At 60.7% G+C, this 14,344-nt stretch carries 16 protein-coding genes; 9 read left to right on the top strand and 7 right to left on the bottom strand.

Features of this window, described 5'->3' with window-relative positions:
- Positions 1 to 168 precede the first annotated feature (168 nt).
- Positions 169 to 708: a cupin domain-containing protein gene (locus tag I8J29_RS02100; protein WP_208845921.1), complete on the bottom strand. Its 540-nt coding sequence runs from the start codon at positions 706 to 708 to the stop codon at positions 169 to 171.
- A gap of 119 nt (positions 709 to 827) precedes the next feature.
- Positions 828 to 1,070 carry a hypothetical protein gene (locus I8J29_RS02095; protein ID WP_208845920.1) on the bottom strand — a complete coding sequence of 81 codons (243 nt, stop codon included), beginning with the start codon at positions 1,068 to 1,070 and terminating at the stop codon, positions 828 to 830.
- A gap of 108 nt (positions 1,071 to 1,178) precedes the next feature.
- Between I8J29_RS02095 and I8J29_RS02090 the strand changes: the two genes are divergently transcribed.
- Positions 1,179 to 1,343 carry a hypothetical protein gene (locus tag I8J29_RS02090; protein ID WP_208845919.1) on the top strand — a complete coding sequence of 55 codons (165 nt, stop codon included), beginning with the start codon at positions 1,179 to 1,181 and terminating at the stop codon, positions 1,341 to 1,343.
- Positions 1,344 to 1,480: 137 nt separating this feature from the next.
- On the opposite strand, the gene I8J29_RS02085 is transcribed toward I8J29_RS02090, so the two are convergent.
- Together I8J29_RS02085 and I8J29_RS02080 are read right to left on the bottom strand one after the other, a co-directional pair.
- Positions 1,481 to 2,425, bottom strand: a complete 945-nt coding sequence (locus I8J29_RS02085; protein WP_208845918.1) for a 2-hydroxyacid dehydrogenase — start codon at positions 2,423 to 2,425, stop codon at positions 1,481 to 1,483.
- Positions 2,422 to 3,570, bottom strand: coding sequence for an aminotransferase class I/II-fold pyridoxal phosphate-dependent enzyme (locus I8J29_RS02080; RefSeq protein ID WP_208845917.1), 1,149 nt, complete (start codon positions 3,568 to 3,570; stop codon positions 2,422 to 2,424). The genes I8J29_RS02085 and I8J29_RS02080 overlap by 4 nt, the downstream gene beginning before the upstream one ends.
- A 177-nt stretch (positions 3,571 to 3,747) precedes the next feature.
- On the opposite strand from I8J29_RS02080, the gene I8J29_RS02075 reads away from it, so the two are divergent.
- The gene (locus I8J29_RS02075) at positions 3,748 to 4,845 is read left to right on the top strand and encodes a UDP-N-acetylmuramoyl-tripeptide--D-alanyl-D-alanine ligase (RefSeq protein WP_208845916.1); all 1,098 of its coding nucleotides are present in this window, start codon (positions 3,748 to 3,750) and stop codon (positions 4,843 to 4,845) included.
- 169 nt (positions 4,846 to 5,014) lie between these two features.
- Here I8J29_RS02075 and I8J29_RS02070 read toward each other — a convergent pair whose 3' ends face one another.
- A complete protein-coding gene (locus I8J29_RS02070; RefSeq protein ID WP_208845915.1) occupies positions 5,015 to 5,596 on the bottom strand; it encodes a dienelactone hydrolase family protein in 582 nt (193 codons plus the stop codon).
- A 339-nt stretch (positions 5,597 to 5,935) separates the two neighbouring features.
- Between I8J29_RS02070 and I8J29_RS02065 the strand changes: the two genes are divergently transcribed.
- Positions 5,936 to 7,195: an ATP-binding protein gene (locus I8J29_RS02065; RefSeq protein WP_208845914.1), complete on the top strand. Its 1,260-nt coding sequence runs from the start codon at positions 5,936 to 5,938 to the stop codon at positions 7,193 to 7,195.
- 213 nt (positions 7,196 to 7,408) lie between these two features.
- On the opposite strand, the gene I8J29_RS02060 is transcribed toward I8J29_RS02065, so the two are convergent.
- Complete coding sequence (locus I8J29_RS02060; protein WP_208845913.1) at positions 7,409 to 7,972, bottom strand: TetR/AcrR family transcriptional regulator; 564 nt, start codon at positions 7,970 to 7,972, stop codon at positions 7,409 to 7,411.
- 174 nt (positions 7,973 to 8,146) lie between these two features.
- Between I8J29_RS02060 and I8J29_RS02055 the strand changes: the two genes are divergently transcribed.
- The 6 genes from I8J29_RS02055 to I8J29_RS02030 all read left to right on the top strand — a co-directional run bounded on the left by I8J29_RS02055 (position 8,147) and on the right by I8J29_RS02030 (position 13,883).
- On the top strand, positions 8,147 to 9,649 hold the full coding sequence (locus I8J29_RS02055; RefSeq protein WP_208845912.1) for a spore germination protein: 1,503 nt from the start codon (positions 8,147 to 8,149) through the stop codon (positions 9,647 to 9,649).
- 25 nt (positions 9,650 to 9,674) lie between these two features.
- On the top strand, positions 9,675 to 10,886 hold the full coding sequence (locus tag I8J29_RS02050; protein ID WP_208845911.1) for a Ger(x)C family spore germination protein: 1,212 nt from the start codon (positions 9,675 to 9,677) through the stop codon (positions 10,884 to 10,886).
- Positions 10,887 to 10,893: 7 nt separating this feature from the next.
- On the top strand, positions 10,894 to 11,127 hold the full coding sequence (locus I8J29_RS02045; RefSeq protein ID WP_208845910.1) for a hypothetical protein: 234 nt from the start codon (positions 10,894 to 10,896) through the stop codon (positions 11,125 to 11,127).
- A gap of 18 nt (positions 11,128 to 11,145) precedes the next feature.
- Positions 11,146 to 12,243, top strand: a complete 1,098-nt coding sequence (locus I8J29_RS02040; protein WP_208845909.1) for a GerAB/ArcD/ProY family transporter — start codon at positions 11,146 to 11,148, stop codon at positions 12,241 to 12,243.
- Positions 12,244 to 12,345: 102 nt separating this feature from the next.
- Positions 12,346 to 12,582 carry a hypothetical protein gene (locus I8J29_RS02035; RefSeq protein ID WP_208845908.1) on the top strand — a complete coding sequence of 79 codons (237 nt, stop codon included), beginning with the start codon at positions 12,346 to 12,348 and terminating at the stop codon, positions 12,580 to 12,582.
- 293 nt (positions 12,583 to 12,875) lie between these two features.
- Entirely contained in the window at positions 12,876 to 13,883 is a 1,008-nt protein-coding gene (locus tag I8J29_RS02030; protein WP_208845907.1) for a phage baseplate protein, read from the top strand.
- A gap of 103 nt (positions 13,884 to 13,986) precedes the next feature.
- Here the strand turns inward: I8J29_RS02030 and I8J29_RS02025 are convergent, their stop codons facing one another.
- On the bottom strand, positions 13,987 to 14,313 hold the full coding sequence (locus I8J29_RS02025; RefSeq protein ID WP_240545820.1) for a DUF1330 domain-containing protein: 327 nt from the start codon (positions 14,311 to 14,313) through the stop codon (positions 13,987 to 13,989).
- Positions 14,314 to 14,344 lie beyond the last annotated feature (31 nt).

Raw genomic sequence — 14,344 nt, 5'->3', positions numbered from 1 at the left:
GCGCGAGCATGAACAAGGGGCCGAACGTCATGGCGATGACGTTCGGCCCCTTTTGCCGTTCTTGGTTGGCTTGCGCGGATAGGCAATTGCGCTGCGAGGCTGCGCTGCGGATGCGTGAAGCGGCGGACGCTCCCGCCTGTTCGCGCCGGCCGCGACGGCATGCCCGCGTTACGTGTACGTTTTCGGATACCCCAGCATCCCCGCGATGGGCGCGAGCACGCTGAACAACGCGCGCTGCACCGGCCACGGCGGATTGACGATGCGGATTTCATTGCGGTAATGCAGCGCCGGCCGCGCCATGCGGAGCAAGCTCGGCGTACCGCTCTTGCCGATTTTGACGGTTCTCGCGAGCGCGAAGTAGCTGGCGAAGAAGCCGTCGATGTCGAGCGCGGGATAGAACCGCTGGATCGTATGCGCCTCTTCCGGGTCTTCGTTCCAGAAGTAATGCGGCACGCCGGCCGGGATCTCCAGCTTGTCGCCGGCCTTGAGCACATGGGTCTTGCCGTCCGCGTGGAAATGCACGATGCCGGCGAGAACTTCGCAGGAGCTCATCTGCTTGGGATGAATATGCATCGGCTCCCGCTGCGCCGACGAGGGATTGAAGCTTTCGATCTCGACCATTTCGCCGTTCGTGTCCTTCCCGGTCTTGCGGAAGATCATCCGTTGACCGCTGTGCGGGTTTACGATCGCATGACTTGCGTTTGCCATATCGGCAGCCTCCTTGCCCGAGGAAGGTGTATGTAGCCTATAGGTTCCATACTACTGCCTTTAATTATGATATGTCTATCGAAGGGCATGTCGAAAAAGGTAAAGGTTTCGTGTCGGGCCTACGACTCCGAACGATGATCCTTCTCGTTCCCGTGCTTGAAATTTCCGGTCGCCTTCGCCATGACCAGCTGCGCGTCCAGATGGCCTTTGCCCGCGATGGCCTTCATAAACTTCTCGCCCGCTTTGCCGGCGAGCGTCGTCACGAGTTTTCCTTTCCAATAGATCAAGACCTTCGCGTCCTTCGTGAACCGGTATGTAAATACATCCTCGCTCAGCCGGTCCCGCTTATCCGTATTGCGCATGACGATTCCTCCGATCGTAGCGGCTTCGTTTGTTTCTACCGGCCGCAATCTGTAGAATAGGACATGAGGAGCTGGATTAGGCTACCGAAGCCGCAAGGAGTCGATCGCATGAATAAACGCACCATACTCAGCGTCATTTGCCTCATCTTGGGATCGTGCTGCGTCTTATTGACCTTGAACGCGCCGAACGGGTTCACGGTCGGCATGTATCTCGCGGTCGGCGTCTGCGCGATCGTGCTCGGCATCGTCGGGCTGCGCTTGAACCGCAAATAACCGGGCGCTCGCCATGTAGACGTATTCGCAAACCGGGCGGAAAATCCTTTATTATCCATCGATAGACAGGGTTGGCGGTTGGGGGCCAAACAGGCGGAAGCAGATGCTTCCGCCTGTTTTTCGTGATGCCCGCATGCTCATGCCTTCCGCAGATAGGATCCGTTGACGATATTTCGCGGCGTCCCGCCGATGTACGCCCGAACCGTGTCCAGCAGCTCCGTCATGTTCGCTTCCCGGGCGGTTTCCGTATACCACGCCGTGCCCGGCGTCAAGACGACGTTATCGAGACCGTACAGCGGATTGTCCGCTGTACGCACCACGTCGTCCAGCCCCGCGCCGCGGATGCCGCCGTCCCGCAGCAGCGCGAACAGCGCCGCCTCGTCCACCAGCCCGGCCCGGCTCGTATTGACGAACAGGGCCGACTTCTTCATCGAGCCCAACAGCTCGGCGGTGATCAAGCCCTTCGTCGCGGCCGTGAACGGCACCTGCACCGAGACGACGTCGCTCAGCCGCATCACGTCCCGGATATCCATCGCCTCCACGTCCGGAACCGCCCGGCCGGATCGGTTCGCGCCGACGACACGCATCCCGAATCCCCGGGCGATCCGCGCTACCGCCTGCCCGATGCGGCCGGTCCCGATCAATCCCATCGTCTGCCCGGCCAGCTCGCCGGCCAGGAACGGGCCGTAGACATGGCTCTCGCCCCGCCGGACGAGGCGATCCGCCTGGAAGAGGCGGCGATTCACGGCGAGCAGCAGCGCGAACACGTGCTCCGCCACCGACTGCGCCGAATACGTCGGACAATTCGACACCGAGATTCCCGCGGCGCCGGCCGCTTCGAGATCGACCAGGTCGCAGCCGGTCATGACGAGGGCGATATGCTTCAGGCGATGGAACCGGCCGAAATCCAGGTCGCGAAGCCGGGTCCATTCCACGATCGCCATGTCCGCGTCCGCCAGCCTTGCCAGCGCGGTCGGCCGGTCCGGCCGGTCGGCGAAGACTTCGAATTCGCCAAGGCGCGCCATCTCGCGCACGAAGTCGTCCGGCAAGTACGTCGGTTCGTCCAGATAGATGATTCTCACGCCTGCTCCGCCTCGTCCTCGGCGATCGCCGGCTTCAGCACGGCGCACGCCTTCGCGAACATTTTCGGGCACCGGGCCAGCGCGACCCGGATATAACGTTCGCCGATGCCGTGGTTCTGCCAGTAGAAATGGTCGCCCGGCAGGATTCCGAGTCCGACCTGCCGCAGGCGGTCCACCAGGTCCACGCTGCGAATCCGCGGGTCCGCGATGCGGAGCCATTCGACGCTGATCTTGGAATCCGGGTTGACCACGATCAGCCCGGACGCGCGAACCGCTTCCCGAATCGCGTCGCGGTTGCGGTCGATCGGCTCCCATATCGAGGCGGCCAGCCCCTCGCGCGCCGTATCCTTCACGTATTCGGCGAGCAGCCGCAAGATGAACGGAGACACGTTGAGCAGAATGTCGTTATGCAGCTCGAGCACATCCGCCTCCAGATCCTCGCTCATCGCCAAGATGCTGCATTTCAAGTCTTGGGTCGGCCAGGTCTTCCCCGTATCCTCTACCATCAAGTAGCTGATTTTGGATTGCTCGAGGAGCTCGTACTGGTCCCAAGCCGGCGTCCGCGAGAAGAACCGGAACGTGCAGTCGACGATGAGCAGCTTGCCGTAACGTCCGCAGAGCGCGACGATCCGCTCCCACGCTTCCCGGGGCAGCTCGAAGCCCGTCGGGTTATTGGGCAGCGTGATGAACACCGCGTCCTCCGCGAGTCCGGCAAAGGTCCGATCCATCCGGTCCGGTCCAAGGTCCTCCTCGTGGAGCGTCGTCAGCGCGACATTGCGCCTCCGCAGCAGCGTGGCCAGATTGTCGAAGCAGGGGTGCAGCAGCGCGACCGAGAGCCCGCGCGCGTTCAGATACGTCGCGATCAAGTCCGTGGACAGCGAAGCCGAGTAGCAGAACAGCGTCCGCTCCAGGTTCATGGCGGTCCGTTGGCCGGCCAACGCATAAAACGCGTGCCGGAACGCTTCTTCCAGCTCCCCTTGCTTGGCGGTCTCCGCCTCGTCGAACAGCTCCGGCAGCCGTCCGACGATCTGCCGCTGCGTCGGCGTCTGCGGTTGATGCGCGTGGCCGTCGGCCACGTTGTACGGCTGGTTGATGCCGATAGACTCGTATCTCGTCAAATTGGGCAAGCGCCCTACGATTTTCACGCGTTCACGCTCCGCTCGATAGATTGAAGTGTCGATTCTCCCACACTTCTACACTATATCGCCGAGCGCGGCCGCCGCCCTCCGGCAATTGCCCATTTTCTTCCAAATACCCACGCCTTCCCCGCCCTTGCTGCGTAGACTACAGCACATTCATCCATGGAAAAGGTGGAATTGGGCATGCCGGATCGGAACATTCCCGTGATCGCCGTCACCGGAAGCGCGGGTAAAACGACCACGAAAGAAATGATCGCCTCCATCCTGCGGAGACGGTGGACGATCTTTAAGACCCCCTCGAATTGGAACACGCCGGCGGGCACCCGCAAGCATATCAAGCGCATTCGGGCGCACCACCGGGCGGTCGTGCTCGAGTTCGGCATGCTCCGCAAGGGCGATATCCGCCAGCACTGCCGCTTGATCCGCCCGGGCTTCAGCGTCATCACCAACGTCGGGACGGCGCATATCGGCAACGTCGGCAACCGCGTGCAGGGCATCGCGGCCGCGAAATCGGAGCTGATTCATTACATGAATCCCGCCGGAACGCTTATCCTGAACGCGGACGACACCAATTCGCGGCTATTGACCGTAAAAGGCTTCCGGGGGACGCTGCTGAAGGTGGGCATCCGCCGCAAAGCCGATTACCGGGCGCGGGGCATTCGCGTCTCGGACCGGGGGATTTCGTTCCGGGTTCGGCTGGGGGGCAAGGACGAAACGTTCTTCATTCCTTGTCTCGGGGCGCACAACGTCTACAACGCGCTGAACGCGATCGCCGTCGCGCATCGGCTGGGCATGCCGGCGAGCGTCATTCGCGCCGGACTGAAGCACTATCCCATTCCGTATCGCCGGCTGGTCCGGACGCGGCTGCGGGGGAACATGCTGCTGATCGATGACACGTTCAGCTCCAATCCCGATGCGACCAAGGCCGCGCTCGATACGCTCGCCGCGGTGCGCCGGACGCATAAGGTCGCCGTCATCGGCTACATGAAGGACATGGGAACGCGCGCGCGCGCGGCGCATCTCGATGTCGGCCGATACGCCGCGAAGAAGAAGCTCACGCGGCTCTATACGATCGGCAAGCTCGCGCGGTTCGTGGCGGCGGGCGCCAAGCAAGCGGGCTTCCCCGCTTCCCGCATTCGCAGCTTCGACTCGCGGCCGCCGCTCCATCGCGCGCTGTCCGGCATGTTAAAGCCGCATACCGCGATCCTGGTGAAGGGAACCCACCTCTTGAAGCTTGAGCGAACCGTCGCCTTCCTGAAAAGCCGGTTTGCGAGGAAGTAATAGCGGGAGGCGCGCCCGCGGGAGGCGCCAACTAAAAAAGCCGCTGCGTTCAGCGGCTTTTCTTGGCTTCGAACCGATCGATTCGCCGGTCGCCCGGCCGGCGACCGTTCGGCGGCACCGGCTCGTCGGTGACTTGCTCTTCCTGATTCTTGCGCTGTCCGCTTCCTGCTCAGCGGTCCAGCGTCCGGAGGAAGTCGAGCACGCGCCGCGTCAGCAAGGCCGCCGCGTCCGCATCGTACGAGGACAAGCTGCTGTCGGCAAAGTAATGCGCGTCGCCCGGGTACAAGAACAGCTCCGCCCGGCTGCCCGCGGCCACGATCCCGCGCGCCGCGTCGATGTCGCCTTCGTCGACGAAGTAGGGATCGGCGTCCATGCCGTGGATCTGCACCGGCAGCTCCGCAGGCCAATCGGTCCCGAACGACGAAGCCGGCACGCAGGAATAGAAGAACAGCGCGCCGCGGCCGCCTTCGCGGGTCTGCGCGAGCTTCTGCGCCGGCAGGACCCCGAGCGAAAAGCCCGCGTAAACGAGATCGCGCGGATACGCCTCGGCCGCTTGCGTTCCCCGTTCGATAATCGCGTCGAACCCGATCTCTTGCACGTAGGACATGCCTTCCTCGATCGAGCCGAACCTGCGGCCCTCGAACAAATCCGGCACATGTACCGTATGCCCGGCTTTTCTCAGTTCGCCGGCGAACGCTTCGATGCCTGCCGTCACGCCGAGCGCGTGGTGAAACAAAAGGATTTCGGCCATTCTCTTCTCCTCCGATCGGTTGCTTGCTTGAATAGAGACCCTTGAATAGGTTCCGCTGCTGTCCTCCCTTATTTCGACGATTTCCTGTCATTTCCTGCCGGATCTTCAAAAAGACGAATATTTGTTCGCCAATGCCGTACGCATTCGATGCCCGCTTGCCCGATTCGCCAATTGTAAAGCCGCATCGCGACCCGAGCGGACCGGTCCGCTTGCCCCCTAACCAATCGGTCTTCCGTCCTTGCGGCGGTACGTTCTTGCAAAAATTAACTCCCTTCCGATGAAGGAAATGACCGCTCCGTCGCGAAAATAAAGCTAAGCACTCACGAAAGGAACGGCCCCATGCTCTTTCATTCCGACTTCATCCTCAACGCGTTCATCATTTTTTTACCCTTGATTTTCTACCGCCCTTTCTATAAACGCAAAAACCCCTTCTTCCTGTACGTTCTGTTTTTGATTCCCTTGATCATTACGATGACCTTTCCGGTCAACGCCTTCGGCTCGGTGCTCGATCTGCGGGGAATTCCGCTCGTCATCGGCTCGCTCTACGGCGGACTTTATACGACGCTGCTGTTGTTCGGCAGCCTGCTCGCTTATCGGCAAGTACTGGGCGGAATCGATCTGTTCCATTATGCTGTCGCCCTGGTTCCGACGGTCGTTCTGCTGCTGTTCGTCTTCAAGCGGTTCGAGGGAGCGGGCGCCAAGAAGCGGATGCTGCTCGTCTTCGGCACCTGCTTGTTTTTGCGCGTGACGGTCGTCAACGCGTACGCCCTGCTCGAGGGCAAAACGTCCTTCTTCATGACGTCGTTCGTTCCCAGCCTTCCGATTATCCTCGTGCAGTGCGTCATGGCGGTCATGCTGGTGTTCATGATCGAGACGATCCGCTCGCAGCAGCGCATGCAGGACGAAATCATCCAAGCGGAAAAAATGAAGGTCGTCAGCGAAATCGCGGCGTCCGTCGCCCATGAAGTCCGCAATCCGCTGACGTCCGTCCGCGGCTTCATCCAGCTGCTGTCCGACCCGGCTCTCGGCGACCGGAAGCGGCAGGAATTCTCCGCCATCACGCTGGAGGAGCTGGACCGGGCCGAAGCGATCATTTCCGATTACTTGTCGCTCGCCAAGCCGCAGATCGAGAAGCTCGAGCCGATCGTCCTGGAGGAAGCGCTCGCGAAAGCCTCCCAGATCTTAAGCTCCTACGCGAATCTGCAGAACGTCGAGATCGTCACCGACCTGAAATCGTCCGCGACGGTCTACGGCAGCAAGTCCAAGTTCAGGCAAGCCATGATCAATATCGGCAAGAATGCCATCGAGGCGATGCCGGGCGGCGGAAAGCTGACGTTGACGTCTGCGGTCGACGACCATGCGCGAACGGTCACCATCACGATTGCCGACACCGGAATCGGCATGAGCGAGGCGCAGGTCAACCGGCTCGGAGCGCCCTACTACTCGACCAAGGATAAGGGCACGGGCCTCGGAACGATGGTCATCTTCAGCGTCATCCGCGGCATGAACGGCCAGATCGACGTGCGAAGCAAGGAAGGCGCCGGCACCGCGTATTTCATTACGCTGCCGTTGACGCAGCGCGGAGAAACGCGGAAATAAAGGCCCATAAAACGAGAAAAACGGCAGACCTGGCGGCAGGCTGCCGTTTTTTTGCTTCCCGCGAAGCTCTGCGCGACTAGATGGCACACGTGGCCGCGCGTGCTCTCGCTTGCGATCGCCGGCCTCGCAACGCATCCGCTCGCGCGCGACGCTCGCCGAAATCGCCCGCGCAACGAAAACAGCCCTTCGAGGAACCCTCCGAAGGACTGCCGATTAGACGAGAACCGCTTTCCACGACGCCTCCAGCACCTGCTGAATTTGAACCTCGCTTAGCGGATATTTCTGTACGTAATACCCTTTCAGGATGGACGAGATAATGCCGTGCATAAGCTGATGGCACAAATGGGAATCCATCTCCTTGACGACGCCCTGCTTCTGCCCTTCCACGATCAGCGCAAGCACCACTTCGGAGGACGCGTTGGGATCGCCCGCGTCCCGCAGCTCCGGCGAGATATACGGCGAGAAGGAGAAGCTGTCGATGAACAGGAATTCCTTCGGATGCCGAATCCCGAATTCCAGCCGGTTCAGCTGCAGGCGCTTGAACCGCTCGTACAGGCTCGCCCCCGGATCGTAGTTCATCAGGAGGAATTCGCCCATCAACTTCCGCGCCTCCCGGTAGACCGCGTTCACCAGTTCCTCTTTATTCGCGAAATAGTTATAGATCGTGCCGGCTCCGACGCTGGCTCGCTTGAACAGCTTGGCGAAGGTCACCGATTGGAGCCCTTCTTCATGGATCAAGTCGAGCGTGGCCGCCATAATGTCCTGCTTCTTGCTCATCCTCTCCACCTCTTGCCCCTAACATTAGTACGAGCGAAGCGCGAATGTCAAGTAGGCCCGGGACGCCGGAATAAGCGGAAAATTCATGTCGGCGATGAAAAAAATGGAATAACGCGCGGCACTTTCGAGAATCTTAAGCGTATCTTTATCTCTCGAAATAAGCAGGTGAACGTCATGAGCGAGTTTACGTCGAACGGAGAACCGGAGCCGATCGGCAATCGGCTGGCAGATAGTCTGAACCGGCTCAAAACCGAAAACGGCTGCAGCAGCGACATGAAATTCCGGGAGCTGCACCTGTCGCTGCCCGGCCGCAAGCCCGTCGCGGCCGCGGTCGTCTCGATGGACGGCCTGTCCGATACGCAGGAACTGATCCGCTCGCTCCTGGAATTCGGCAGAACGGCCGTCCCGGTCGAGGCTGTCGATTCGCTCGCTCCGGCGGACTATTTGATGCAATACGTGATTTCGGACAGCCATGTCTGGAAGCTGACCTGTTTCGAAGAGCTGTATGATCATCTGTTCTGCGGCAACGGCATTCTGCTGATCGAAGGCGAGCCGGGCGCGCTGTCCGTCTCGACCCAGAAGATCAACGCCCGGGGCATCGAAGAGCCGAACGTGCAGTCCGTCGTCCGCGGTCCCCGGGAAGGATTCACCGAGGTGCTCGGCTGGAACATGTCGATGCTCCGGCGCAAGATCCGCGATCGTCGGCTGTGGGCGGAGCCCCGCAAGATCGGCCGGGTGACGCAGACGAACATTCTGGTCGTCTACCTGAACGGGATCGTGTCGCAGGAACTGCTGGAGGAAGTCAGACGGCGCCTCGACAAGATCGATATCGACGCGATTCTGGAGAGCAATTATATCGAGGAATCGATTCAGGAAAGCCAATTCTCGATCTTCCCGACGGTGAGCAATTCCGAACGGCCGGACGTCGTCGCCGCGCAGCTGCTCGAAGGCCGGGTCGCCATTCTGGTGGACGGGACCCCGTTCGCGCTGGTCGTCCCCGCGGTGTTCACGCAGATGTTCCAATCGCCGGAGGACTATTACCAGCGGTCCGTGTTCTCCAGCTTGATCCGCCAGCTGCGCCTGCTGTCCTTCCTGCTCGCGATGTTCACGCCGTCGCTGTACATCGCCATCACCACATACCACCAGGAACTGCTGCCGACGGTGCTGCTCTACAACCTCGCCAGCCAGCGGGAAGGCGTCCCCTTCCCGGCGTTCGTGGAAGCGCTGATCATGGAGATTACCTTCGAAATCTTGCGGGAAGCGAGCGTGCGCATGCCGCGGACGATCGGCCAATCGATCTCCATCGTGGGTACGCTCGTCATCGGCCAGGCGTCGGTCGAAGCCGGACTCGTCACGGGCGCGATGGTGATCGTGGTCTCGATTACGGCGATCTCGAATTTCGTCATGCCGGCGTTCAACATCGGCATCGCCATCCGGATCGTGCGCTTCCTCTTCATGATGATCGCCGCCTCCTTCGGCTTGTTCGGGTTGTTCCTCGGCATGATCGTGCTCGTGCTGCGCTTGTGCGCGCTGCAATCCTTCGGCGTCCCGTACATGTCGCCGCTCGCGCCGTTCAACCGGCCCGATCAGAAGGAAACGCTGTGGCGCGTGCCCATCCCGTTCATGAAGAAGCGGCCAAGCACCGTGGGCAAGCAGAATATCATCCGGCAGAAATAAGGTTTCCGCGCAAGGAGGAACGCAGGTGCGCTTTAGGAGAACCCTCTCCGCGATCCTATCGTTGTTCGCGCTCGTCCCGCTTACCGGCTGTTGGGACCGGACGGAATTGAACGAAATCTCCATCGTCGTCGGGCTCGGCATCGATCGGATCGGCGATACTTATCATATCTCCGTGCAAATCGTCAACCCGGCGGAGGTGACGCCGAAGAGCAATACCGGCTCCCGCCTTGCTCCGGTCGTGACGTTCGAGCAGGAAGGCAAGACGCTGCCCGACGCCATCGGCCGCATGTCGGTGCTGTCGCCGCGACGGCTGCAATTCTCGCATCTGCGCATGGTCGTCATCGGGGAGCAGACGGCGCGCCAAGGCTTGCGCAAGCCGCTCGATTACTTGTCCCGCTACGCCGAGATGCGCAACGACTTCTACTTAGTCGTCGCGAAGAACCGCCCGGCGTCGGACATCTTGAAGGTTTACAGCCCGATGGACCCGATTCCCGCCAACAATCTGTACACGAAGCTGCAAAACTCCGACAAGCAGTGGGCGGCGACGAGCATGATGACGCTGAACGAGCTGCTGCTCGACATGGAAACGGAAGGCGCGAGCGCCTTCATGACCGGCATTCAGATCGCCGGCGGCGGCTCGGAGGCGGCCGGCGCCGGGGCGCAGCAGCAAATCGCGCCTTCCCGAAACCTGGAATATTCCGGTACCGCCATGTTCGACAAGGACCGCCTGGTCGGCTGGCTGGACGAGCAAGGCACGAAAGCGATCAATTACGTGACGGATTCCGTTAAGTGGACCGTGGGCTACCTGCGCTGCCCCGATAACGGGCGCGCCTCCGTCGAGCTGTTCAACACGCATGCCAAGGTAAAGGTGCGCGGCTCGAACAAGGACGACTTGTCCATCCACGCCTACGTGACGATCGAGCAGGACATCTCGGATATCGAATGCAACCTGGACATGACGAAGGAATCCACGGTGAAGTGGTTTGACCAGGCCACCAATAAGAAAGTGTCCGGCATTATCCGAACGACTGTCCGGGATTCGAAGAAGCGTCTCGGCATCGACGTCTTCGGCTTCGGCCGGCAGGTACATCGCCAGCATCCGAAGATCTGGCATCAGATCAAGGATTGGAACGAAACGTATAAGGACGTTCCGGTCTACGTGCATGTCGACACCACGACGAGACGGATCGGCACGACGCAGCAGTCGGTCACCCATCAAACGAGCAAAGGAGGCTGAGTCCCGCATGATCGCCATCGTCATCGTCCTGTTGGTCGTATCGGCCATCAGCTGGTACGAGCTTCGTTCGCTGCGCGGTCAAGGGAAAGGCAAGGAAATCACGGTTTTCCTCGCCTTGATGGCGGCGGGCTCGACGCTGTTCTCGATGCAGCTGACGCAAGTCGATTTGCCGAATCCGCTTCGCATGGCCATGATTCTATTCGAACCGCTGAGCAATGCGATCTTCGCGATGCTCAGCTAGGGCAAGGAGCGCTCAAGCTTGGACAACGCCAATCGGATCAGCATTCGCTGCTACACCATCATCGTCATCTTCGTCACGATCGGCACGTCGATCCTGATCGCGCCGAGCGGGCTTGCCATCGCCGCCAAGCAGGACGCTTGGCTGGCCGGCATCGTCGGATCCGCCGTCAACATCTTGCTGGTCGCGCTGTACGCAGCGGTCGGCGAACGGTATCCGGAACTGAATCTGGCGCAATGCATCGACAAGCTGCTCGGCAAGTGGGTCGGGGCGGCGGTGACGCTCGGCTACACGGTCTATTTCTTCTTTCTCGGCTCGCTTATGATCGGCTCCATGGGCTTCTTCATGACGACGCAGCTGCTGCAGGACACGCCGGTGGAGGCGCTCATGATTTTGTTCGTCCTCGTCGTCGTGATCGCGCTGAAATCCGGGAGCATCGTCTATGCCCGGGCCGTCGAAATCTTCTTCCCGTTGGCGGCGGCGCTGCTGGTGATTCTGCTGTTCTGCCTGCTGCCGATTCTCGATCCTTCGCGGCTGCTGCCGGTGTACGAGTTCGGCGCCAAGCCCATCCTTCGGGGCGCCTACTCGTTCTACTCGCTGCAAAATTCGGTGCTGCTGATGATGCTCTATCCGCACGTCGCCAAAGGCAAAGGCCGCCGTCGCGCGCTCGTCGGCGGCACGCTGGCAGGCAATGGCGTACTCGTGGTCTTGACGCTGCTCTGCATCATGATGCTCGGCCCCGAACAGACGGGCAATAACGTGTATCCGACCTATCTGCTGGCCAAAAACGTCTCCATCGGCGGGTTTCTCGAGCGGCTGGAAGGCGCCTTGATCTTCATCTGGATCTTGACCATCTTCGTCCGGATCCTGATCGTGTTCCAGGCGACGATCGGCTGCGCGTCGCACGTCCTTCGACTGCGGGACGAGAACATCCTGATCTGGCCGGTCATGCTGGCCGGCATCGTCATGGCGCTGATGTGCTACTCCAACATGGTCGTCGTGCAGGAAAGCGTCGCGAAATCCTGGTCGACGCTGTCCCTGCTTCCGCTCGTGCTGCTGCCGCTGCTGCTCTATTTCGTTTCGCTCGTTCGAGCCAAGCCGGCAACGCAGGACGCGTAGCGGCGCCTCCCCCTTTTTGCCATTGACACGAAACCATTTGGTGTTATAATGAAAAACGAAACCAAATGGTGTTATATTACGATCGTTCAGGAGGCTGTTCGCATGGACAAGCAAGGACAAGACATGTTTGCGCAGTTTATTTTGCAGCGCGTGCAAGAAGGCAAAGAAGAGGAAGCCAGAGCCGTGCTGGCCGAGAACTTCCGGAAGCAGGACGAAGGCACGTTCTCCAAGGACGACGTCGAAGGGTTCGTTCCGAAGATGCTCACCCTTCTAAAGCCGGACAAGGTTGCCGAGGTGCAAGCCGTCGTCGCGCAGTTCTCCGGGAACTTCGGCCAATAAGGCATCGTCCTCCCCGATTCGGTTCACCGCCTCGAACAAGGATACAAGTTCGGTTCCGCATGCCGGGAACGGGCTTGTATCCTTTTGTTAGGTACGGCTTTGCGGGCAGTTCCATGCCATTCGCCCGTCGGCTCTCCGCTGCTCCGGCAACAAAACCTTAACCTGAATTGGTACCCGCTGCCTATTCCCAACTGCTTCCTCCTCCGCGATAATCAGGATGATTCCGTGCCGGTGTGGCCATGATTCCATACCGGTCTGGCCATGATTCCATCGCCATCCAAGGAGGTTCCCGCATGTTACGCAATCAATCGTCCCTGCTCAAGACACGCAAGTGGCAGACGTCACGAAAGCCGAAGGTGCTGGCCTCGTTCGCGATCGCCGGTCTATTGTTCGGCACGATCGCGTCGCCCGCCTTCGCGGCCGCGCCCGCGCGCACCGTCTCGGCAAGCGCGACCCTCGCGTACAGCCTGAAAGGGCTGCATCACAATCTCGCCGTCCAAAAAGCGTACATCGCTTCGACGTACGTGTACGTCACGCAGCGTTCCGGCGGAACCGTCTACCTGTCCCGGCTGCTCATGAGCGGCAGCACCGCGACCTACGTGGACGAAATGACCATCACCAACGCCGGCCACGGCCAGACGCTCGACATGTATACTTACAACGGCGTCAACTACTTCTATTTCAGCTCGAAAGCGGACCCGTCCACCTCGTACGACTGGTCGCTGCAGGTCGCGCGGCTTCAGTACGACGCCGGCGCCACGCTTGATTACACGGATCTTCACCGGTTCACTTATCTGAACTACGCCGACAAGACCGGTTCCCGGCTGGGCGACACCTATCGCGTCGACGGCGGCGGCAACAGCGCGTACACGCTCTTCCGCGTGCAGACCGCCGAAGGCGATGTCACGTGGTCCGTCTATGACACGGTCGCGCTGAACAAGCTGATGGACGGCAGCGAACAAGTCCGCCTGGACAGCGCGGAGGCGGTCGGCGCGTGCGTAGCCAGCTTCACGCAATCGGGCGACGGCATCGTCCGGCCGAACGGATCGTTCCAGGGCCTCGACATGCTGAACGATTCGGAGATCTTCACGTCCGGCGGCGCGGAAGGCGAGACGCCGCAGATCGCGATGATGTCCGGCACGGGCGCTTACAAGACGCTCGTGAACGTGACGAACGTGGGCAAGCACGAGATCGAAGGCGTACAGACCAAGGACGGCAACGTGTATTTCACGATCGTCGCGGACCCCGACGACAAGAAAGATACGCAGAAGGTGTATTACGTGCCGGACAGCGTGTTCTGAACGCTTCGTCCTGTCTAAGAAGGGCTATGGAGGGCAATGAAGGGCAGTGAAGGGCAATGTCAAAAGCCGGCCGTTCGATTCCGAACGGTCGGCTTTCTTTGCGTCAAGGCACGGCGATTCTGCGCGGGATCCGGCGGTTATCGGGATACGCCTTCGACGAGGATGCCGCGGTACGTGCCCCCTGCAGCCGATGCCGGACCGCTTCTTGATAAGCCGGACTGTAATACCAGGCCCTGGCTTCTTCGAAGCTCGGAAATTCAAGCAAAGCCGCGCCTTCGACGGCCGGTCCCTCGAGGACCTCATGCGCGCCGTACATGGCCAGCGGCCGTATGGGACGCCCGGCGAGCGCGCCCGGAGCTTTTGCCGAATAAACGGCCAGCGCTTGCGGGTCGTTCGTATGCTCCCGAATAAAAATAACGTAAGCAGGCATGGGGTTTCGTCTCCTTTTGTTTTTCCCTTTT

It is taken from the genome of Paenibacillus artemisiicola, assembly GCF_017652985.1.
Taxonomy (GTDB): Bacteria; Bacillota; Bacilli; order Paenibacillales; family Paenibacillaceae; genus Paenibacillus_Z; species Paenibacillus_Z artemisiicola.
Note: the sequence above shows the minus strand (reverse complement) of the source record. Positions and strands in the feature narration are given on the sequence as shown.